Annotated in this window: 14 protein-coding genes; 3 read left to right on the forward strand and 11 right to left on the reverse strand. The window is 68.3% G+C overall.

Annotated features, from left to right (window positions below):
• Positions 1 to 210: 210 nt before the first annotated feature.
• The gene (locus CFB43_RS29605) at positions 211 to 2,181 is read right to left on the reverse strand and encodes an APC family permease (protein WP_089497676.1); all 1,971 of its coding nucleotides are present in this window, start codon (positions 2,179 to 2,181) and stop codon (positions 211 to 213) included.
• A gap of 491 nt (positions 2,182 to 2,672) precedes the next feature.
• Here CFB43_RS29605 and CFB43_RS29610 point away from each other — a divergent pair, with 491 nt between their 5' ends.
• Entirely contained in the window at positions 2,673 to 3,536 is an 864-nt protein-coding gene (locus tag CFB43_RS29610; protein WP_089497677.1) for a crotonase/enoyl-CoA hydratase family protein, read from the forward strand.
• A gap of 48 nt (positions 3,537 to 3,584) precedes the next feature.
• Here CFB43_RS29610 and pdeR read toward each other — a convergent pair whose 3' ends face one another.
• The 4 genes from pdeR to CFB43_RS29630 all read right to left on the reverse strand — a co-directional run bounded on the left by pdeR (position 3,585) and on the right by CFB43_RS29630 (position 12,079).
• Entirely contained in the window at positions 3,585 to 5,588 is a 2,004-nt protein-coding gene (gene pdeR, locus CFB43_RS29615; protein ID WP_089497678.1) for a cyclic di-GMP phosphodiesterase, read from the reverse strand.
• A 563-nt stretch (positions 5,589 to 6,151) separates the two neighbouring features.
• Entirely contained in the window at positions 6,152 to 9,802 is a 3,651-nt protein-coding gene (locus CFB43_RS29620; protein WP_089497679.1) for a hydantoinase B/oxoprolinase family protein, read from the reverse strand.
• A 121-nt stretch (positions 9,803 to 9,923) separates the two neighbouring features.
• Positions 9,924 to 11,222, reverse strand: coding sequence for an MFS transporter (locus CFB43_RS29625; RefSeq protein WP_089497680.1), 1,299 nt, complete (start codon positions 11,220 to 11,222; stop codon positions 9,924 to 9,926).
• Between the two features lie 83 nt (positions 11,223 to 11,305).
• The gene (locus CFB43_RS29630; RefSeq protein WP_089497681.1) at positions 11,306 to 12,079 is read right to left on the reverse strand and encodes a putative hydro-lyase; all 774 of its coding nucleotides are present in this window, start codon (positions 12,077 to 12,079) and stop codon (positions 11,306 to 11,308) included.
• Between the two features lie 205 nt (positions 12,080 to 12,284).
• Between CFB43_RS29630 and CFB43_RS29640 the strand changes: the two genes are divergently transcribed.
• Entirely contained in the window at positions 12,285 to 13,217 is a 933-nt protein-coding gene (locus CFB43_RS29640; protein ID WP_089428277.1) for a LysR family transcriptional regulator, read from the forward strand.
• 104 nt (positions 13,218 to 13,321) lie between these two features.
• Positions 13,322 to 13,447: a hypothetical protein gene (locus tag CFB43_RS38975; RefSeq protein ID WP_256990131.1), complete on the forward strand. Its 126-nt coding sequence runs from the start codon at positions 13,322 to 13,324 to the stop codon at positions 13,445 to 13,447.
• 93 nt (positions 13,448 to 13,540) lie between these two features.
• On the opposite strand, the gene CFB43_RS29645 is transcribed toward CFB43_RS38975, so the two are convergent.
• From CFB43_RS29645 to CFB43_RS29670, 6 genes are all read right to left on the reverse strand, one after another.
• Entirely contained in the window at positions 13,541 to 15,241 is a 1,701-nt protein-coding gene (locus CFB43_RS29645; RefSeq protein ID WP_089497682.1) for a hypothetical protein, read from the reverse strand.
• Between the two features lie 185 nt (positions 15,242 to 15,426).
• Complete coding sequence (locus CFB43_RS29650; protein ID WP_089497683.1) at positions 15,427 to 15,765, reverse strand: antibiotic biosynthesis monooxygenase family protein; 339 nt, start codon at positions 15,763 to 15,765, stop codon at positions 15,427 to 15,429.
• Positions 15,766 to 15,830: 65 nt separating this feature from the next.
• The gene (locus tag CFB43_RS29655) at positions 15,831 to 16,817 is read right to left on the reverse strand and encodes a YkgJ family cysteine cluster protein (protein WP_089497684.1); all 987 of its coding nucleotides are present in this window, start codon (positions 16,815 to 16,817) and stop codon (positions 15,831 to 15,833) included.
• Complete coding sequence (locus CFB43_RS29660; RefSeq protein ID WP_089497685.1) at positions 16,811 to 17,620, reverse strand: MetQ/NlpA family lipoprotein; 810 nt, start codon at positions 17,618 to 17,620, stop codon at positions 16,811 to 16,813. The genes CFB43_RS29655 and CFB43_RS29660 overlap by 7 nt, the downstream gene beginning before the upstream one ends.
• Positions 17,617 to 18,666, reverse strand: coding sequence for a formylglycine-generating enzyme family protein (locus CFB43_RS29665; protein ID WP_089497686.1), 1,050 nt, complete (start codon positions 18,664 to 18,666; stop codon positions 17,617 to 17,619). Before CFB43_RS29665 ends, CFB43_RS29660 begins: the two co-directional genes overlap by 4 nt.
• A gap of 16 nt (positions 18,667 to 18,682) precedes the next feature.
• The gene (locus CFB43_RS29670) at positions 18,683 to 20,641 is read right to left on the reverse strand and encodes an arylsulfatase (RefSeq protein ID WP_089497687.1); all 1,959 of its coding nucleotides are present in this window, start codon (positions 20,639 to 20,641) and stop codon (positions 18,683 to 18,685) included.
• Positions 20,642 to 20,906: the final 265 nt, after the last annotated feature.

Here is a 20,906-nt window from a genome sequence, read left to right on the forward strand (position 1 = left end):
CGTCCGGTCACGCGCCGCGCGGGGACGGAACGGCCGGCGCCTGCCGCAGAGGCCGTCGTGGCTTCGCCGCACCAGAAATCGGGCCGGCGGCATGCGCGATGCGCGCCTGCACACCCCACATCACGCTATCGGGTGCGGCGCAGGGCCGAAACATGATCCGCATCGTCATCGCGCCTGGTCGTCACCTGGCGGGGAACACGACGTGCACCGCTACCCGACGTTCATCGGCAGCAGCACCATCTGCTTGCCCTCGACGTGCAGGCGCGCCTGCAGCTCGACGGGCGTCTGGTTGTGCAGCCAGGCCGTGAGGAAATTCACGCGCCGGAAGATCAGCTTGCTCGCGAAGCACACGGCGTTCGGGTATTCGTCGAGCGTCGACGAAGCCAGGTTCATGAACTCGACGACGGGGTTCGTGCCGAACGCGATCCGGTAGTCGGCCGCGATGCCGTGGCGGCGGCAGTGCGCGACATAGTAGTCGAGCGCTTCGGTGATCGTGTGGCGCAGCCGCTCGAGGTGTTCGTGACCGTCGTACGCCTTCGCGTCGACTTCGCCGACCGCGAGGAAGATCACGTTGCGGAAATGCCCGGGAAACAGCCGGTTGACCCACAGCAGCGCGTGCATGCTCGCGCCGCGATGCTTGCCGACCAGCAGCACGGCCGTCGGTTGCGACGGGTCGGGCTTGCCCGGCGCGGTGGCCTCGTCGACTTCGGGCGGCTTGCCCGAGAACAGCGCGTCTTCCTTCGCGAGCTGCGCGCGCGTATAGGCGTAGTGGCGATTGATCATGAAGCACAGCGCGATCACCGCGCTCGTCACGAGCACCGTGAGCCAGCCGCCCGCCGTGAACTTCTCGATCAGCGTGATGACGAGCACGGTCGCCGTCACGCTCAGCCCGAGCGCCGACAGGAAGAAGTGCTTGAACCAGCCCTGCTGGCTGCGATGGCGCCACCAGTACGTGCACAGCCCGAGCAGCGACAGGCTGAACGTCAGGAACACGTTGATGCTGTACAGCACGACGAGCACGTCGACGTTGCCGTGCGTCCACAAGAGGATCAGCAGGCTCGACAGCCCGACGACGATGATGCCGTTCTGCCGCACGAGGCGCCCCGACAGGTCGCGGAAATGGCGCGGCACCCAGGAATCCGACGCCATGTTCGACAGCACGGCCGGGCCGTCGAGGAAGCCGGTCTGCGCGCCGACCAGCAGCAGCCCGGCCTCGAACGCGAGCACGGCCGCGAGCAACGCGTGGCGCGCGAAGGCCGAGCCGAGCCCGAGATGGTCGATCACGCTGCCGAACACGACCGCGTTGAGCGTCTGGCCGTCGACAGGCTTCGCGTGCCACAGCATGTACAGCAGGATGATGCCGCCGGCCGTGAACGCGAGCGACGTCGACATGTACCACATCGTCACCTTGCCGTTCGGCACGCGCGGATCGGCGAGCATGTTCACGTTGTTCGACACGGCCTCGAGGCCCGTATAAGTCCCGCCGCCGAGCGAGAACGCGCGCATCAGCAGCGCGAGCAGCACGAACAGGCCGAGCGATTGCGACATGCCGTGCGCTTCGTGCACGGCGTCGGGCACCACCATCGCGAGGCTGCTGCCATGCACGGCGACGCCGTACACGATCAGCCCGAAGTGCAGGATCACGAAGCCGATGAAGATCGGCAGCAGCACCATGATCGATTCGCGCATCCCGCGGAAGTTGAGCCCCGTCATCATCAGGATCAGCACGATCTCGGTCGTGAGCTTGAACGCCTGCGCGCTGACCGGCAGCAGGCTGAAGAACGCGTCGACCCCGCTCGCGAGCGACGTCGCGACGGTCAGCACGTAGTCGACCAGCAGCGCCGCGCCGGATACCAGCCCCGGCTTCGACCCGAGCAGCGACGTCGCGACGCGGTAGCCGCCGCCGCCGGTCGGGAACAGCTCGATCACCTGGTTGTAGCCGAGCGCGATGATGAACACGGTCGCCGCCGTCGCGAGTGCGAGGAACAGCGCGAGCGCATGATGCTGGCCGAGCGCGAGAAACGCCTCCTCCGGCCCGTAGCACGACGACGACAGCCCGTCGGCGCCGAGCCCGACCCAGGCCAGCAGCGGCGTGACGGCGATCGCATGCCGCGTACGCGGATCGAGTGGGTCGAGCGGCTTTCCGACGAGCAACTGCCACACTTTCTGGAACGTGGTCATGGTCCCCTCCCGGCACGCCTGGCGCCACGCGCGGCGTGATCCTTTAAAGCTAATCGACGCACGGGCGCGGCGCCAGTCCGCATCTTCCATAGGGGCGGCACGGCGGCCCCGCAGCGCTTTCAGCATGTAAGCGGACAACGCCGGCGGCCACGCGCCGGATCGGCCGTTTACACGCATTCGCGCAACGCGGCGAACCTGCACGGCCCTCCCTTTCCGGCCGCCTTTACATGCCTGCCGGCCCCGTCCGGCGCACCGGCCGACGCGCCGCCCACCTTCGCCCGATAGCGGCCGGCCGTGCTCGCCGCCCCCTTCCCCGCCCATACCGATGCGACCGGCACCCGCGTCCCGGTCGTGCGTGGTTCCTCGCAATTCGACTTTTGTGCGCGCGCAACAATGGCGATGCCTCGCGCCCGGCGCCCTGCGGGACACTCGCCTCCCGCTCGGCACCGGGCGCGACGGTCTTCGAAAACCACATCTCACGAGGACATACCATGCAACTCCAATCCCATCCCGCGTGCCGCCCGTTTTATGAAGCCGGCGAACTCACGCAACTGACTGCCTTTTATGAAGAGGGACGTAATGTCATGTGGATGATGCTGCGATCGGAGCCGCGGCCGTGCTTCAACCAGCAACTCGTTACCGACATCATCCATCTCGCACGCGTCGCACGCGATTCGGGCCTGCCGTTCGACTTCTGGGTGACAGGCTCGCTCGTCCCCGAGCTGTTCAACGTCGGCGGCGACCTGAGCTTTTTCGTCGACGCGATCCGCAGCGGCAAGCGTGACCTGCTGATGGCCTATGCGCGCTCGTGCATCGACGGCGTGTACGAGATCTACACGGGCTTCGGCACCGGCTCGATCTCGATCGCGATGGTCGAGGGCAGCGCGCTCGGCGGTGGCTTCGAGGCCGCGCTCGCGCATCACTACGTGCTCGCGCAGAAGGGCGTGAAGCTCGGGTTTCCCGAGATCGCGTTCAACCTGTTCCCGGGCATGGGCGGCTATTCGCTCGTCGCGCGCAAGGCCGATCGGGGCATTGCGGAGCAACTGATCTCGACCGGTGAAGCGCACGCCGCCGAGTGGTACGAGGATCGCGGTCTCGTCGATCAGACGTTCGACGCGGGCGACGCGTATCTCGCGACGCGCACCTTCATCGACGTGACCAAGCCGAAGCTGAACGGCGTGCGCGCGATGCTGCGCGCACGCGAGCGGGTGTTCCAGCTGACGCGCTCCGAGCTGATGGACATCACGGAAGCCTGGGTGCATGCGGCGTTCACGATCGAGCCGAAGGACCTCGCGTACATGGAACGCCTCGTGATGCTGCAGAACCGGCGCGTGTCGAAGCTGCGCACGGTGTAATGCGACGGGCGCCGCCGCTCGCCGGCGGCGCCTGTTCGTGAACGAAGCTCAGGCGATCAGCCTGAGCTTCCTCGTCTCCGCGAGCCACGCCTCGAACGCCTGGGCCGGCATCGGGCGGGCGTAGTAGTAGCCCTGCGCATGATCGACGTCGAGCTGCTTGAGGAATTCGGCTTCCGCATGCGTTTCGACGCCCTCGGCGACCACCGCGAAATTCAGCGCCTTCGCGAGCGACACGACCGAGCGCACCAGCGCCTGCGAGCGCGGATTGCGGTCGATGCCCGTGATGAAGCTGCGGTCGAGCTTGATCGCGTCGAGCGGCAGGCGCGACAACTGCGACAGCGACGAATAGCCGGTGCCGAAATCGTCGAGATGGATCTCCGCGCCGAGCTGGCGGAACTGTCGCATCAGCCCGTTGGCCGCATCCTCGTCCTCGATGAAGCAGCTCTCGGTCAGCTCGATGTCGAGCAGGCCGGGCTTGAGGCCCGCGGCGTCGAGGATCGACGCCAGCTGGTGCACGATGTTCATGTCCTGCAACTGCCGCGCGGACACGTTCACCGCGATCCGGATGCCGAGCCCCTTCGCCTTCCAGGCGGCGGCCTGCGCGGCCGCGGTTCGCATCACCCAGCGCCCGAGCGGCGCGATCAGGCCCGACTCCTCCGCGAAGCGGATGAACTCGACCGGCGCGACGAGCCCGCGATCGGGCGACTGCCAGCGGATCAGCGCCTCGACGCCGTGCACGTCGCCGGTCGCGATATCGACGACCGGCTGGTAGTGCAGCACGAACTGCTCCTCTTCGAGCGCCTTGCGCAGGTTCGTGTCGAGCCACATGTACTTCGCGACCTTCTGGTTCATCTCCAGCGAGAACACGCGATACGTATGCTTGCCCTCTTCCTTCGCGACGTACATCGCGGTATCCGCGCTGCGGATCAGCGTCTCGAGCGAGTCGCCGTGCTGCGGATGCATCGCGATGCCGATCGAGCAGCTCGTGTAGACCTCCATCAGCCCGAGATGAATCGGCGTGCGCAGCCGTTCGAGAATGATCTGCGCGGTCGCTTCGAGCAGCGGCCGCGTGCCGTGCTCGAACAGCACGAGGAATTCGTCGCCGCCGAGCCGCGCGAGCGTCGCGCCGGACGGCAGGCAGCCGCTGATGATCGCCGACACGTCCTGCAGCAGCCGGTCGCCGGTGATGTGCCCGTAGTGATCGTTGACGCGCTTGAAGTTGTCGAGGTCGAGGAACAGGATGCCGACCTGCCCGCGCGTCGCGGCGGTCTCGGCGGCGATCGCCGCGTGGATGCGCTCGCTGATCGCATGGCGATTCGGCAGGCCGGTCAGCACGTCGGTGTTCGCGAGCTCGATGAGCCGCTGCTGCGCGCTGCGCTCCTCGGTGATGTCGATGCCCGAGCAGATCAGGAACTGCTCCTCGACGCCGCTGCCGCTCTGCACGAACTTGTTGCGGAACTGGAACAGGCGCGGCCCGTTGACCGTGTTGATGTAGCGCTCGACCGCGAACGAATGGTTGCTCGCGAAAAATCCCGTGATGTTGCTGCGCGACTGCGCGCCCTGCTCGGGGGTCATGAACAGCTCGAACGCGCTGCGGCCGATCACGTCGACCTCGCGCTTGCCCGTCACTTCCTCGCACAGACGGTTGAAGCGCTGCACCATCCCGTTGCGGTCGAGGATCACCACGAGCGAATTCACTTCGGACACGACCTGCTCGGCGAATGCGAGCCCGTGCGCGAGATCGCCCGCGACGGACTCGGCATCGGAATAGGCGGACGCCGTGCCGGCCCAGTTGGTCGTGTCGACCTTCCGGCCGACGAGATGGAGCTTGACCGGTTCGCCGAACAGCGCGATGTCGAGCACCAGGTGCGACGTGACGCCGGTCAGCGCGCGGATGCACGCGGCCTGTTCGACCGTCAGCGCGACGGCAACGTTGGTCAGGCCGCGGACGGCCGCCAGTTCGAGTGCGTTGCTGTCGCTGCCGAGACGCCAGCAGGGGCTGCGCGTACCGACGTGCGCCTCGAGCACCGCGCTATCGTTTTCGTCATCCATGGAGACGCCCCGATCCAGAAAAAACGCACAGTTTAGACGGAGGCGAGCCGGCCGGCCGCCCTGCCGGGTCGCGCGTCATGCGCGCCCGGCAAGGCGGCCGTGAGTGCCGTGCTGATGGGCCTCGTCCCGTACTTGTTTCCCGCTAATGCGACCCGGCGTTCGCGCGTCATGCGCGCAGGTGCTGCCTAACGAATGATGAGAGCCATCTTATCAAATGACGATCAGGATTGGCACTCACATTTAGAGCAGAGTGTCAAGGAATTGGGACTCGATTGGCAAGCCGGATTTTTCATGATTGGCAGCCGGCTCAATTGGGGTGGCGGCGCTGCGAAGCGGGTTCGGCGGGTTGGCTGAGCGCCCCGCCAGTCGGGCGTTTGCGGCTGATTCCAGCATTCGGGGAGCGCGCGCTGACGCGACCGCGAGGACAGGGTCGGATCGCCCTCCGGCGACCCGACCTTCCGTCGAATTTGATTCCTTTCGTGCGTTAATGCGCAGCTTTATTCCACAGTCCGTTGCAATGCCGGCCGAGCGCCGGCGCGACGCGCCGGCACCGGCTGCCCGGCTCAGCCCGCGGCGCCGTATCCGCCGCCGCCCGGGGTTTCGACGACGAATACATCGCCCGGCGCCATCTGCGCTCGGCCGATATGGTCGAGCGCCTCGACCGTGCCGTCCGCGCGCTCGATCGTGTTGCGGCCCAGCGCGCCGGCCTCGCCGCCCGCCGCGCCGAACGGCGCGTGGATCCGGTTGTTCGACAGGATCGACGCGGTCATCGGCGCCAGGAAGCGGATCCGCCGCACCGCGCCGTCGCCGCCGCGCCAGCGCCCGCCGCCGCCCGACCCGGCGCGGATCCGGTGCGAGTCGAGCCGCACCGGGTAGCGCCATTCGAGCACCTCGGGATCGGTGAGCCGCGAGTTCGTCATGTGCGTCTGCACCGCGCCGACGCCCGCGAACCCGTCACCGGCGCCGCTGCCGCCCGCAATCGTCTCGTAGTACTGGTACTGATCGTTGCCGAATGTGAAGTTGTTCATCGTTCCCTGGCTCGACGCGACGCAGCCGAGCGCGCCGTACAGCGCGTTGGTGATCGCCGACGACGTTTCCACGTTGCCCGACACGACCGCCGCCGGATACTCGGGGTTCAGCATCGAGCGCGCGGGCACGATCACCGTGAGCGGCTTCAGGCAGCCGGCATTCAGCGGGATGTCGTCGCCGACCAGCGTGCGGAACACGTACAGCACGGCGGCCATGCACACGGCCTTCGGCGCGTTGAAGTTGTTGTCGAGCTGCGCGGACGTGCCCGTGAAGTCGATTTCCGCGCGCCGTGCCGCACGGTCGACGCGGATCGCGACGCGAATCTCCGCACCGTTGTCGAGCGGGTAGCGGTACGCGCCGTCCTGCAGCGCGCCGATCACGCGCCGCACGGCTTCTTCCGCGTTGTCCTGCACGTGCCCCATGAACGCGAGCACGACGTCGCGGCCGAACTGCGCGACCATCCGGCGCAGCTCGTCGACGCCCTTCTGGTTCGCGGCGACCTGCGCGCGCAGGTCGGCCATGTTCTGCTCGACGTTGCGCGCCGGGTAGCGGCCCGACGCGAGCAACGCGCGGGTTTGCGCATCGCGCAGCGTGCCGGCCGACACGAGCTGCCAGTTGTCGATCAGCACGCCCTCCTCGTCGATGTGGGTCGAATCGGGCGGCATCGAGCCCGGCGTCGTGCCGCCGATGTCCGCGTGGTGGCCGCGCGAGCCGACGTAGAACAGCGGCGCGTCCGAGCTGTCCGCGAACACCGGCGTGATGACCGTCACGTCCGGCAGGTGGGTGCCGCCGTGATACGGGTCGTTCAGCATGAACACGTCGCCGTCGCGCATGCGGCCGCGGTTGCGCTCGATCACCGTGCGGATGCTCTCGCCCATCGAGCCGAGGTGCACGGGCATGTGCGGCGCGTTCGCGATCAGGTTGCCGTCGCCGTCGAAGATCGCGCACGAGAAGTCGAGGCGCTCCTTGATGTTCACCGAGTACGCGGTGTTCTGCAGCCGCAGCCCCATCTGCTCGGCGATCGACATGAACAGGTTGTTGAAGATCTCGAGCCGCACCGGGTCGGCGTCGGTGCCGAGCGAGCGGCGCGTCGGCAGCGGCGTCGTGCGCGTCAGCACGAGGTTGCCCTGCGCGGTCATCTGCGCGCGCCAGCCGGGCTCGACGACGGTCGTGCCGTTCTGCTCCGCGACGATCGCCGGGCCGTCGATCGCGTCGCCGGCCCGCAGCGTGTCGCGCACGTAGAGCGCCGCGTCGTGCCATTGGCCGCCGGAATGGAAGCGCACCGCGGAATGGGCGCGCAGTGCGGCATCGTCGCCGTTGCCCGCGTGGCGCGGCGCGAGCGGGGCGATCTCCACCGGCGCGTCGGAGCGGCCGATCGCCTCGACCGACGCGAGCTCGGCGACGAGCGGCGTGCCGGGCATCAGGAACGCGTAGCGCTGCCGGTACGCGGCCTCGAACGCGTGCTGCATCTCGGCGACGCTGCCGGCCGGCACGTCGAGCGCCGAATCGGTGCCCTGGTAGCGCAGGTGCACGCGCCGCTCGGTCGCGATCCGCTCCGGCGGCACGCCCTGTTCGAGCAGCGCGCCGACGGCCTCGTCGGCCAGCCGGTCGAGCGCGGCATTCAGCGCCGGCAATGAATCGTCGGACAACACCGCCTCGACCGCGCGCTCGCGCATCGCGGTCTGGTCGGCGAGGCCCATCCCGTATGCGGACAGCACGCCCGCCAGCGGATGCGCGAACACCTGCGTCATGCCGAGCGCATCGGCGACGCCGCACGCGTGCTGGCCGCCCGCGCCGCCGAACGTCGTCAGCACGTAGCGCGACACGTCGTGGCCGCGCTGCACGGAAATCTTCTTGATCGCGTTCGCCATGCTGCCGATCGCGATTTCCAGGAAACCTTCGGCGAGCGCCTCGGGCGTCTCGCGCCGCCCGGTCGCTGCGTGGATCTCGTCGGCGAGCGCGGCGAACTTCGCGACCACGCCGTCGCGGTCGAGCGGTTCGTCCGCATGCGGGCCGAACACGCGCGGGAAATGCTCGGGCTGGATCTTGCCGAGCATCACGTTGCAGTCGGTCACCGTCAACGGGCCGCCGCGCCGGTACGCGGCCGGCCCCGGGTTCGCGCCGGCCGACTCGGGCCCGACGCGCAGCCGTGCGCCGTCGAAGCCGAGCACCGAGCCGCCGCCCGCGGCCACCGTGTGGATGCTCATCATCGGCGCGCGCATCCGCACGCCGGCCACCTGCGTCTCGAACACGCGCTCGAACTCGCCGTGATAGTGCGACACGTCGGTCGACGTGCCGCCCATGTCGAAGCCGATCACGCGCTCGAAGCCGGCCGCCTGCGCGGCGCGCACCATCCCGACGATGCCGCCGGCCGGGCCCGACAGGATCGCGTCCTTGCCCTGGAACGCATCGGCGCGCGTCAGCCCGCCGCTGCTCTGCATGAACTGCAGGTTCACGCCCGGCATCTCGTGCGCGACCTGCTCGACGTAGCGGCGCAGGATCGGCGACAGGTAGGCGTCGACCACCGTCGTATCGCCGCGCGACACCATCTTCATCAGCGGCGACACCTCGTGCGACACCGACACCTGCGTGAAGCCGATGCGGCGCGCCAGGTCCGCCAGCGCGCGTTCGTGCGCGGTGTAGCGATAGCCGTGGATCAGCACGATCGCGAGCGCGCGCACGCCCGAGTCGAACACGCGGCGCAGCGACGCCTCGGCGCCCCGCGCATCGAACGGCACGACGACGTCGCCGTGCGCGCCGATACGCTCGTCGATCTCGACGACGGTCTCGTACAGCGCATCCGGCAGCACGATGTCGAGATCGAACAGGCGCGGCCGGTTCTGGTACGCGATGCGCAGCACGTCGCGAAAGCCGCGCGTCGTCGCGAGCGCGGTGCGTTCGCCCTTGCGTTCGAGCAGCGCGTTGGTCGCCACCGTCGTGCCCATCTTCACCATGTCGACGCGCTCGGGCGTGATCGGCTCGCCGGCCGCGAGGCCGAGCAGGTGGCGAATCCCGGCCACGGCCGCATCGCGGTACTGCTCGGGGTTCTCGGACAGCAGCTTGTGCGTGACGAGCGTGCCGTCGGGCCGGCGCGCGACGATGTCGGTGAAGGTGCCGCCGCGGTCGATCCAGAATTGCCAGCGTGCGGCGTCGGACGGAACGGAGGAAAGGTGTCGGTCAGTCATGATGTCGGGTCGATGCGTCGTGGAATCGAGGGATGAGCGCCGCCGCACGGCGCGCGTCGCACGCCGTGTCGCGGGGTCGGTCAAGGGGGAAGAAAAACGACGGGCCGGCCGCCCGTGCCGCTTACGCGGCGTCGAGTTCGCGGCCGCGGGTCTCGGGCAGCGTCAGCGCGGCGACGATCACCACGCCGTACGCGGCCACCGCGAAGAGGCCGATGCTCGTGCCGAGCCCGTATTGCTTGGACAGCGCGCCGATCAGGAACGGGAACAGCGCACCGATCGCGCGGCCCACGTTGTAGCAGAAGCCCTGGCCGGAACCGCGCACGCGGGTCGGGAACAGTTCGGTGAGGAACGCGCCCATCCCCGAGAAGATGCCCGATGCGAAGAAGCCGAGCGGGAAGCCGAGCCACAGCATCGACGCGTTGGTCAGGTTCAGCGACGTGTACGCGAACGCGATCACCATCGAGCCGACCGCGAACAGGATGAAGTTCGGCTTGCGGCCCAGGCGGTCGGTCAGGTACGCGCTCGTCAGGTAGCCGACCCACGAGCCGAAGATGATCATCGCGAGATAGCCGCCGGTACCCATCACCGTGAGGTGACGCTCCGTCTTCAGGAAGGTCGGCAGCCACGTCGTGATCGCGTAGTAGCCGCCCTGCGCGCCGGTCGTCAGCAGCGCCGCGCGCAGCGTCGTCGTGATCAGCTTCGGCGCGAAGATCTCGGTGAGGCGCGGCGCATCGGCCACTTTCGCCTGCGCGGCCTTCTCCTTCTCGTAGACGTCCGGCTCCTTCACGTAGCGACGGATCGCGACGACCAGCAGCGCGGGCGCGAGGCCGACGAGGAACAGCGCGCGCCACGCCTGCTCGGCCGGCAGCACCGAGAACAGCAGCGCATACAGCAGCGCGCACAGCCCCCAGCCGATCGCCCAGCCCGACTGCACGAGGCCGACCGCCTTGCCGCGGTCGCGCGCGCGGATCACTTCGCCGATCAGCACCGCACCCGCGGTCCATTCGCCGCCGAAACCGAAACCCATCAGCGCACGCGCCGCGAGCAGCTGGTGGTAGTTCTGCGCGAGCCCGCACAGCGCGGTGAACACGGCGAACCACAGCACGGTGAGCTGCAGCGTGCGCACGCGGCCGATCCGGTCGGACAGGATGCCGGCGATCCAGCCGCCGGCCGCCGACGCGAGCAGCGTGATCGTGCCGATGAAGCCCGCGTCGGCGAGCGAGATGCCCCAGGTCGCGACGAGCGTCGGGATCACGAACGACAGCATCTGCGTGTCCATCCCGTCGAGCATGTAGCCGACCTTGCAGCTCCAGAACGCGCGGCGCTCGCGCGGCTGCGCGTCCCCGTACCACGAGAACAGGCCGTTACGCTCGGGGCTCGCGGGCTCCGCGGCGTGCGCCGCGAGGGTCTTGCTTTCCATGGTGGTACTCCTGTCGTTATGCGCCGTCGAATGATTGTCGCGCGTGCGGCGTGCCGTGCGGGTCGGGTTGTCGTCGTCCTGGCTCAGAACACGGCCAGCGACGCGTTCGTGATGTCGGTCATCAGCATGTGGCCGGGCGTATGCGCGATCGCGATCGGCAGCTTCGCGTCCATCAGCGCGGTTTGCGGCGTCACGCCGCACGCCCAGAACACCGGAAGCTCGCCGTCGCGGATCGTCACCGCGTCGCCGAATTCGGGGGCGTTCAGGTCGGCGATGCCCAGCTCGCGCGGATCGCCGAGATGGATCGGCGCGCCGTGCACGCCCGGAAACCGGCTCGTGATCTGCACCGCGCGAATCGCGTCGGCGCCGCGCATCGGCCGCATCGACACGACGAGCTGGCCGCCGAAGATCCCCGCGCGGCGATTCGGAATCGACGTGCGGTACATCGGCACGTTGCGCCCCTCCTCCACATGGCGCAGGCCGATGCCTTCGCGCGCCAGCATGTCCTCGAACGAGAACGAGCAGCCGATCGCGAACACGACGAAATCGTCGCGCCACAGTGCCTCCAGCGATTCGACGCGCTCGGTCAGGCGGCCGTCGCGGTAGACGTTGTAGCTCGGCACGTCGGTGCGGATGTCGAGATCCTCGCCGAGCACGTCGACCCGGAACGCGCCCGGTTCGCCGACGCCCAGCAGCGGGCAGGCTTTCGGGTTCGCCTGGCAAAAGCGCAGGAAATCGTGCGCGAACGCGTCGGGCAGGATCGCGAGGTTCGCTTGCGCGTACGGGCCGCAGTGGCCGGCGGTCGGGCCGCGGAACGCGCCGTGGCGCACGGACTGGCGGAATTCGGAAGGGGTCATGAGGTTCTGTCGCAGATCGGTGTGTCGTCGGGATGACGGTGCCGTGTCATCGGATACAGCGAAGAGTAGAAAAGAAAAAATTTTGTCGCCAACGAGTTTTTTTGCGCTTCGTGTATAGAATTTCTTAACGGATCTCGGGGTTTTCCCCGGCTCCGTTCACTTTTCCTCACCGGCAAAGTGCGCGCTCACCCTCCGTCCGACCGCCATGAACACGCGTTTTCTCGAAACCTTCGTCACGCTCGCGAAGCTGCGCAACTTCCGCACGACGGCCGCCGCGCTGCACGCGACGCCGGCCGCGATCTCGCAGCGCCTGAAGGCGCTCGAGGACGAACTGCAGACGGTACTCGTCGACCGCGACAGCCGCGAATTCCGGCTCACGCCGAACGGCGAATACCTGCTCGGCTATGCGAAGGCCGTGGTCGAGGCGACGCAGGAGCTGCAGGCCGCGGCCTCCGGCGAGCGCGCGCTGCGCGGCAAGCTGCGGCTCGGCGTGATCGAGACCGTCGTGCACAGCTGGCTGCCGCACTACATGCGGCGGCTGGCGGCCGACTATCCGCAGCTCGAGATCGACCTGACCGTCGACGTCAGCGTCGTGCTGCAGCGCCGGCTGATGGCCGGCGAACTCGACCTGATCATCCGCGTGGAAGGCAGCGACGAGGCGTCGGTCGTGTGCGATGCGCTCGCGAACTACCCGGTGCGCTGGATCGCGCGCGCGGGGCTGCTGCCGAACACGCGCACGGGGCTCGCCAGGCAGGTGCTGCGGCAGCCGATTCTCACCTATGGGCGGGGTACGGCGCCGCATCGCGCGCTGGAGGATATCGTCCGCACGCTCGCGCATGCGCACGGCGTGCCGTTGTCGGACACGCGTATCACCGGGTCGCCGTCGATCTCGGTGATCGTGCAGCTCGTGCGCGACGGGTTTGGCGTGGCGGCGATTCCGGTGCTGTTCGTCGATGCGTTGATCGAAAGTGGTGAAGTCGTGGAGTTGCCGCTGCAGCCGTCGCCGCCGTCGATCGTCGTGTCGATGTCGCGGCGGGCCGATGCGCCGCGGTTCGTGCATGGCGCGTCGATTGCCGCGCGGGCGGCTTGTCACGAGTATTGCGAGAAGAGCAAGCGGTTGCTGGTTGAGGCGCTTTGATGCGGTGCAAGCCGGTGAATGGCCGGGCCGGGTATCCGGCACGCATTCGACATCGCGCGAATCACCCACACTCGCCTGCGACGCGTGCGCCCCATGCGTCGTGCATGCCGGGCATCGATCACCGCAAGGTCATCGACGCGCAGGCATCAGACAAGAATGCGATGTTTCCGATCTGGCGGCGTGCGGCTCGGGCTGAGCCGAAAGACAGCGAAACGCAACGCGCCGGCTGAATCCGTACCACGACAAAGTCGAAGGGCACGGCCACACCAACGCGCGACCGTGCCCGAGTCACCCGGCATCAATCAGCCCGGGGCTCTGCTACCTCAGCGCCACCGCCCCGTATCCGTCCCCGGCGCGAACTCGATCCCCCGCAGCACTTCCGCAAACTTCGCAGTCCGCAGCACCGCGAATTGCTCATGCGCAGCCGTCACCGCACTCGTGTTCTTCAACACATCACGCACCGCCACCAGCCGGTTCGGATCCGCACCGACGTCGCCGTTGCCGCTGACGGTCGACGTAATCGCCCAGATCGTCACCGTGCCGTCGCGTTCGACGCGGCCCGTCAGGTTGCGCAGGCCGGCCGTCGCCGGTGCCCACGGCAGGCCCGTCGCCGAATTGTTGCCCGCCGGATAGCCGGCGACCGAATACGGCTGGCCGAGGTTCAACCCGTTCTGCAGCGTGTACGCGAGCTTCCACTGCTTCGTACCCGCGTCGTAGACCCACTTCTGCAGGCCCGCCGTCTTCTGCGCAGCGGCGTGCGTGTACAGGTCCGCGCCGCCCGTGTAGCCGTCGCCTTCGTCCGCGACATACAGCGTGTTCGCGTCGGCGAACCAGATCCCGAACGGATAGGCGAGCGTCGTCGCGGTCTTGTTCGGCGTGCTCGGGAAGCCGGCCAGCACGCACATGTTGTTCGGCAGGCCCGCCGTCTGCAGCGTGGCGGCGTTGTACGCGAGCGGCGCCGTCGGCAGCACGGCCTTCGGCGACGGCACGCCGACGCCCGACGGGCACGCGGTGCCGGTCGTATCGACGAAGTACACCGTGTTCACGCCGTTGCCGCCGCTGCCCTTCGTGTAGTACACGACGTTGTCGTGCACCGCGATGCCGCGGAAGTTGTCGTCCTTGCCGATCTTGTCGGCCTTCGCGCCGAGTTCCGTGACCGAGAAGCTCGCGAGCGGCGTCGGCACGCCCGGATCCTGCTGCGCTTCGTGATGCTTCGCCCCGTCGATGAGCTGCGCGCCCGCGCCGAGGATCACGTTGTCCGGCTGCGGGTTCGCGCCGTTGCCGGCGTTGCCCGACGTGTAGTAGATCTCGCGGCCGTCGCGATCGTTCAGGATCGCCGCGCGGCCGTTGTTGCCGCTGTACGCGTTCGTCTCGGTGAAGCGGACATGCCCGTGGCGATCGATGCGCGCGATCGCGCGATAGAAGTTCTGCCCGTCCGGGTTGGTCGTATCGACCGCGAGCGGCGTGTTCGAGTTCGACACGTCGATCGCATTGACCGGCGCGACGTAGCCCATGAACGTCAGATAGCGGCCGTCGAGCGACAGGTGCAGGCCGAGTTCCGACTTCGAGCTGAAGCTCGTCACCAGCTGGTCGTGCGCGAAGCCTTTCTGCAGGCTGTTCGGCACTTCGAGCGTGCTGACGACACCGCCGGCCGGCGTGATCTGGTCGAGGAAGATACGCGACGTGATGCCGAAGCTGCCGTCGTAGCGGTCGTTGTTCCACACGGTCGGATAGGTGCCGTCGTTCGGCGCGCCGGATGCCGCGCCGCATCCGCCGGTGGTCTTCGCGCAGTTCGGCGGCAGGATCGCGCCGGGCTGGACGTTGGCCGACACGTTGTCGTACACGCTGCGGCTGACGACCAGGAAGCCCGGCACGAAACCCGGCTCGAAACGGCTGTCGCCGTCGTTGTCGTGCGGGGCAGCGTGTGCGCCGATGCTCGCGGCAATCAGCGTCAGTGCGAAGACGGGAACGGTGCGAGCGCGCAGCGCACGGCGGCGCTTCGCGGACAAGGCGAGATTCGGCATGGACAAGGCTCCGTACGACATCGAGTGAGGACGTTGTGGGTGGACAGACTGACGACGTGAAGCCCCGCCACCTTAGCCATGCTTGATGAAGAATTGATTGCACGCGATCCCGCGGAAACCCGCGTGAAAACACGGGCTGCCGCGCACGGCACCTTGTTATTGATCCGTAATGCGAAAGAAATGAATCAGACAGCAATTCGGGCGCACTGCCCCGCATGCGGCTGCGCGAGCTTGCCGTCGCCATACTCGCGCAACACTTTCGAAATCACGACGCGATAGCCGTCCAGCCAGCGCGCCTGTTTCGTCTTCGCCTCGAGATGCGCCGGGTGCTGCATCAACTGCTGCAGCGCCGCCTCCGACTCCCAGTAATAGACGTTCTGGATCAGCCCCGATGCTGCGTTCTCCCACGTCTCCTCGCCCAGATAGCCGGGCGTTGTGCGCGCCATGTCGGCGATCTGCCGGTCGAGCCGGTGGAATTCGTCGTCGTATTGCCCGGCACGGAAAATGAAGGTCGACGCGTACATGCCCGCTCCATCGAAAGCGATTGAAAGAGCGCAGATTGTAAGGCACGTGCGGCTGGCCGCTGTCGCTACGCGGCGAGCGTATCGAGGTCGGGCCGGTCGGCGAGCCACGCGTCGATGCGCGGTGCGTCCTCACGGATCCCGGCCGCGGGCGCCGGCATCGCGGCCAGGGCGTGCCGTGCCCGTTCAAGCGCCTGCGCGAAACCGCGCAACTCTCGCGTCGCGGGCCGGTCGTCGGCGTGCCGGCGCGCGAGTGCTGCTTCGATGTTCAATCCGATCAACGCGAGTTGCGCGTCGATAAACGCGAGGCAGCGTGCACGGCAATGGGCTGATATCGAGGCGACGGCCAGCAGCACCGGCACGATCGACACGGTCAGATAGCCGCCGGGCGCAAGCCGCGACAGGGCATGCCGCACGTCCTGCCCGCCATCGGTCAACGATGCGAACACGGCATCCCGCCAAACCGCGCGCTCGAACACGAGCGCATCGCGATACGCGTCGAGCGCCGCACGGTCCGCGACCTCTCCGGCCGTCACCAGCGGAATCGGGAATGACGATTCAACGGACGATTGCGCGCTCGCCGTTTCGACGATGCAGTTCGCGCCAAGCCATCCCGCATCGTCGCGCCGCGCGGCCAGCACGCGCGACTGCAAGCGATCCGGCAGCATCGGATCGAGCGGCACCGCGCGGCAGATCGACGGCTTGTCCGCATGCACGCTGCAGCGTCCGTCGTCGGCCAGCGCCGCGCAACGGCCGAGCGACGGATAGTCGTAGCCCTGCAGCGTCAGCGCGATCCATTCGCTCGCCGCGCCGCCGCTGCGATGAAACAACCGCGCCGACAGCGCATCGGACGCCGCGACGTCTTCCGCATCGAGCGCGTGCTCGCGGCCGCCCGCACGCCAGCGCTCGCCGGTTCGACGCGTCGGCACGCGGCGGATCGTCAGCGCACCGACGAAGCGATGCCCGTGCCGGAACAGTTCGCGCAACGACAGCGTCGGTGCGCTGTTGCAGCAGCGTCCGCATGCGTTGCACGCGAGCAGCCAGGTGTCTACCACGGCCGTCGCACCGAATCCTGGTAGCGCGTGAGGATGAAGCGCGCGACGTCGTCCGAGTGATACGCGGCGACGAGCTGCGTGACCCACGGCTTCGCGCGATCGGCCTCGCGCACTGTCAGCACGTTCGCATACGGCGAGCGCGCATCCTCGATGCTGATGCTGTCGCGTGCGGGTTGCAGCCCGGCATGCGCGGCATCGTCGCTGTCGATCGCGACGAACGCGGCCGAATCGAGCGCGGCATAAAGGCGATCGCGGCGCAGCGCGACGAGCTTCAGCCCGAGCCGGTTGCCGGTCACGTCGCGCAGCGTCGCACGCAGGCCGGCCCGCTCGCGCAGCGTCACCAGCGTGTCGTTCTGCAGCAGCACGAGCGCGCGCGCCATCCCGCGCGGATCGGCGGGAATCGCGACCGTCGCCCCGGGCTGCAGTTCGTTCAGGTTCTTCAGCTTGCGCGAATAGAGCGCCATCGGCAGCGTGACGGTCGGCGCGATTTCGGTCAGCGCGTAGCGTTTCTGCGCGCGCGTCGCGGCAAGCTGTTGTGCATCCTCGAAGCTGGCTGCGTCGATCCGGCCGTCGGCCAGCGCCGCGTCGATGCGCGATGCATCGTCGAATTCGACGACGTCGATGCCGAATCCTCGCGATGCGGCGACCCGCTTCACTTCGTCGAGGATCTGCGCATGTACGCCGCGCGTCACGCCGACGCGCACCGCCGGTGCGGCCGATTCGGCGGCCAAGGTCAAACCCGAATGAACGATTGCACACGCCGCCATCAGCCACGCGCCCACGCAAACCATGACGCGCTTCATGACGCATCCCTCAGAATCGTGCGAAATCCGATATGCGACGCGCCGAGATCGGCTTCCTGCTGTTCGCGCGACGACGCGCGATAGCGCACGCAGTAGTCGCGCGAGCACAGGAACGAGCCGCCCTTGATGACCATCGGCGTGTCGTGCTTCCGCGTCGGCGGCGCGACGGCCGCCGTGTCGCCGTTCGTATGCGACTGGTGCGGGCCCGTGTATGCGTCCTTGGTCCATTCCCATGCATTGCCGATCATGTCGTAGAGCCGGAACCCGTTCGCCGCGTAGCAGCCGACGGGCGCGAGCCCCGCATGGCCGTCCTCGGCCGTGTCGAGCACCGGGAACACGCCCTGCCAGTAGTTCGCGGCCGGCTTGCCCTGCGCGTCGCGCGGCGCCGCGTCGAGCGCTGCGTCGTCGCGGCCGGCCTTGCCCGCGTATTCCCACTCGGCTTCGGTCGGCAGGTCGCGGCCAAGCCAGCGCGCATACGCGAGCGCATCGCGCTGCGTGACGAGCGTGACGGGCAGGTTGCCGAGCCCGTCGATGCCGCTGCCCGGCCCGTGCGGATGACGCCACGACGCGCCCTTCACCCACGACCACCAGGCAAGATCGCGCGCGTTCATCTCGTCGCGCGTCGGCACATGGAACACGGCCGCCCCCTCCTGCTGCTCGGCCTCGGTCACGTAGCCGGTCGCCTGCACGAACGCGGCGAACTGCGCGATCGTCACGTCGGTCTGGTCGATCCAGAACCCGCCGACACGCGTGCGGCCGTCGCCCGCCGGGCGCTCGTCCGCATAGCCGCGCGTGCTGCCGAACACGAACGCGCCGCCGCGCAGGTGCACCATCCCGGCTTTCGGGTCGTCGCGCCATCCGGCCGGCAGCCCCGAATAACGCGCGCACTGTCGCTCCGAACCGAGCGGCGCGAGCGCGCGGCCGCGATTCGCGTCGTCGAAGGCGCCGCCCGCCGGCGCGACGGGATTCGCATAGCCGGCCGCGAATGCCGCTGCGAACAGCGTGCCGGCCAGCGCCGCGCCGATGGTCCAGAACCGGAACCGCATCGTGTCGCTCCCGGCTTCAGTAGTAGCCGCGCGGACGCAGCGGTTCGACACCGCCGACGTTGCTCATGTAGGTCTTCCACTGGTCGACGAGCGTGCTGATCACCGACGGGTTCTGCGCGGACACGTCGGTCGTCTCGCCGCGATCCGCCGCGAGGTCGTACAGCTGCCAGTGGCCGTCGAGCGGCCCGAGCGGCGGCTCGGTCCACAACGCCTTCCAGCGGCCGTCGGCGCTGCGCAGGTACGCGCGGCCGTACGCTTCGTCGCCGAACGGCGCGGTATGCACCTCGCCCGTCGCCGTGCCCGTCAGCACCGGCAGCAGCGACTGGCCGGTGACCGGATACACGTAGCGGTTGTTGTAGACGACCTTGCCCTTGTTCTGGTCGACGCCCGTCAGCGTGTTGACGAGCGGCGGCGCCGGCTGCGACGGCGGCGTGACGCCCGCGACCGCGAGGAACGTCGCCGTGTTGTCGGTCACGTGCGTGAACGCGCGCAGCGTCGGCAACTGCTGCGTCTGGCCCGGCAGGCGCACGATCGTCGGCGTCGAGACGCCGCCTTCGGCCGAATAGCCCTTCGTGAGCCGGAACGGCGACGCGCTCACTTCGGCCCAGCGCAACCCGTACTGCAGGCGCTGCGCGTTCTGCTTGCCGTTGTCGGTGCCGAGCGTCGAATAGATCGGATCCTGCCCGTTCGCGGTATCGGTCGCCGTCGGGTCGGCGCCCGAATCGATCGGCCAGCCTTCCGCGCCGTTGTCCGACTGGAACATGATGAACGTGTTGTCGTATTCGCCGATGTCCTTCAGGTGCTGGATCAGCAGGCCGATGTTGTAGTCGAGGTTCTCGACCATCCCCGCATAGATCTCCATGTAGCGCGCCTGAGCCTTGCGCTCGGCCGGCGACAGGCTCGCCCACAGCTTGTCGACCTTGCCGGGGCCGTAGTCGCTGTAGCCGTCCGCGGCCGAATGCACCGCGCTGATGTATTTCGCGGCGGCCGTGCCGTTGTTCGCGGTCGCGGGCGACGCAGCCGTGGTTTCAGGCAGGCCGTCGAACGGCTTGAAATCGGCGGGGATCAGGCCGAGCGCCTTCTGCCGCGCGATCCGTGCGTTGCGGATCGCGTCGTAGCCGGCGTCATAGACGCCCGCGTACTTGTGCAGCCACGGCTCGGGCACCTGCAGCGGCCAGTGCGGCGACGTGTAGGCCGCGTACGCGAAGAACGGCTTGCCGTCGCGCTGGTTCGAATCGATGTACGAGATCAGCTTCTGCGTATAGAAATCGGTCGAATAGAACACGGCCGGGCTGCCGCCCGTGCCGCCCGGCTGCCCGGGCTGGCCAGGCTGCACGTAGCGGCCGTCTTCCGTGTAGTTCGACGAGCCGGCCGGCTCGTGCGCGAAGTGATTCGTCGCCGCGCCGCCGAGCAGCACGTAGCTGCGCTCGAAGCCCCACTGGTCGGGCGTCTGCCCGCTGCCCGTCGCGCTGCCGACGATCCCCGAGCCGATGTGCCACTTGCCCGCGATGTACGTGTGGTAGCCGGCGTCCTTCAATAGTTGTGCGAACGACAGCGCACGGTCGTTCAGGTAGCCCTCGTAGCCGGGCAGCCCGCGCCGTTCGTCGGTCGGTACGCCCATCGTGCCTTCGCCGACGAGATGGTGGTCGGTGCCGGACACCAGCATCGCGCGCGTGATCGCGCAGACGGTGCCCGTGTGATGGTTCGACAGGATGCGGCCCGACGCGACGAGCGCGTCGAGGTTCGGCGTGTTGATCTCGCCGCCGAATGCATGGATGTCGGAATAGCCGAGATCGTCGGCCATGATGTACAGGATGTTCGGGCGTTTCGCGGCCAGCGGCGGCGGGGTGTTCGTCTGGGACGACGGCGTATCGCTGTCGACGCCGCCGCACGATGCAAGCGACAGCGCGCCGGCAATCGCGGCGCAGACGACACGGAAACGAAAGGCATGCAACGGCGACGCGGACTTTTTCATTGTTCTGGAACGCTCGATCTACGGGATCGGCGATCTTAGCGTCGCGTGCGCGGCACCCAAAGTCCGATTCGTCACATGCTAACGGGGTGGCGGAATATGCGCGCAAACAGAATACCCGCCATCAGCACGCACACATATGCGCGAGCGCGATGCGCGCCGACACCGGCGCGCGGGCATCGTCGCGAGCACCGGAACCCTGCGCTTTTCATCGGACGATTCCACGTGCGTAACGGCACGTTACGTCGTGTCGTTACGGCCGAACCCG

Source organism: Burkholderia sp. AU15512, assembly GCF_002223325.1.
In the GTDB taxonomy this organism is placed as follows: Bacteria; Pseudomonadota; Gammaproteobacteria; order Burkholderiales; family Burkholderiaceae; genus Burkholderia.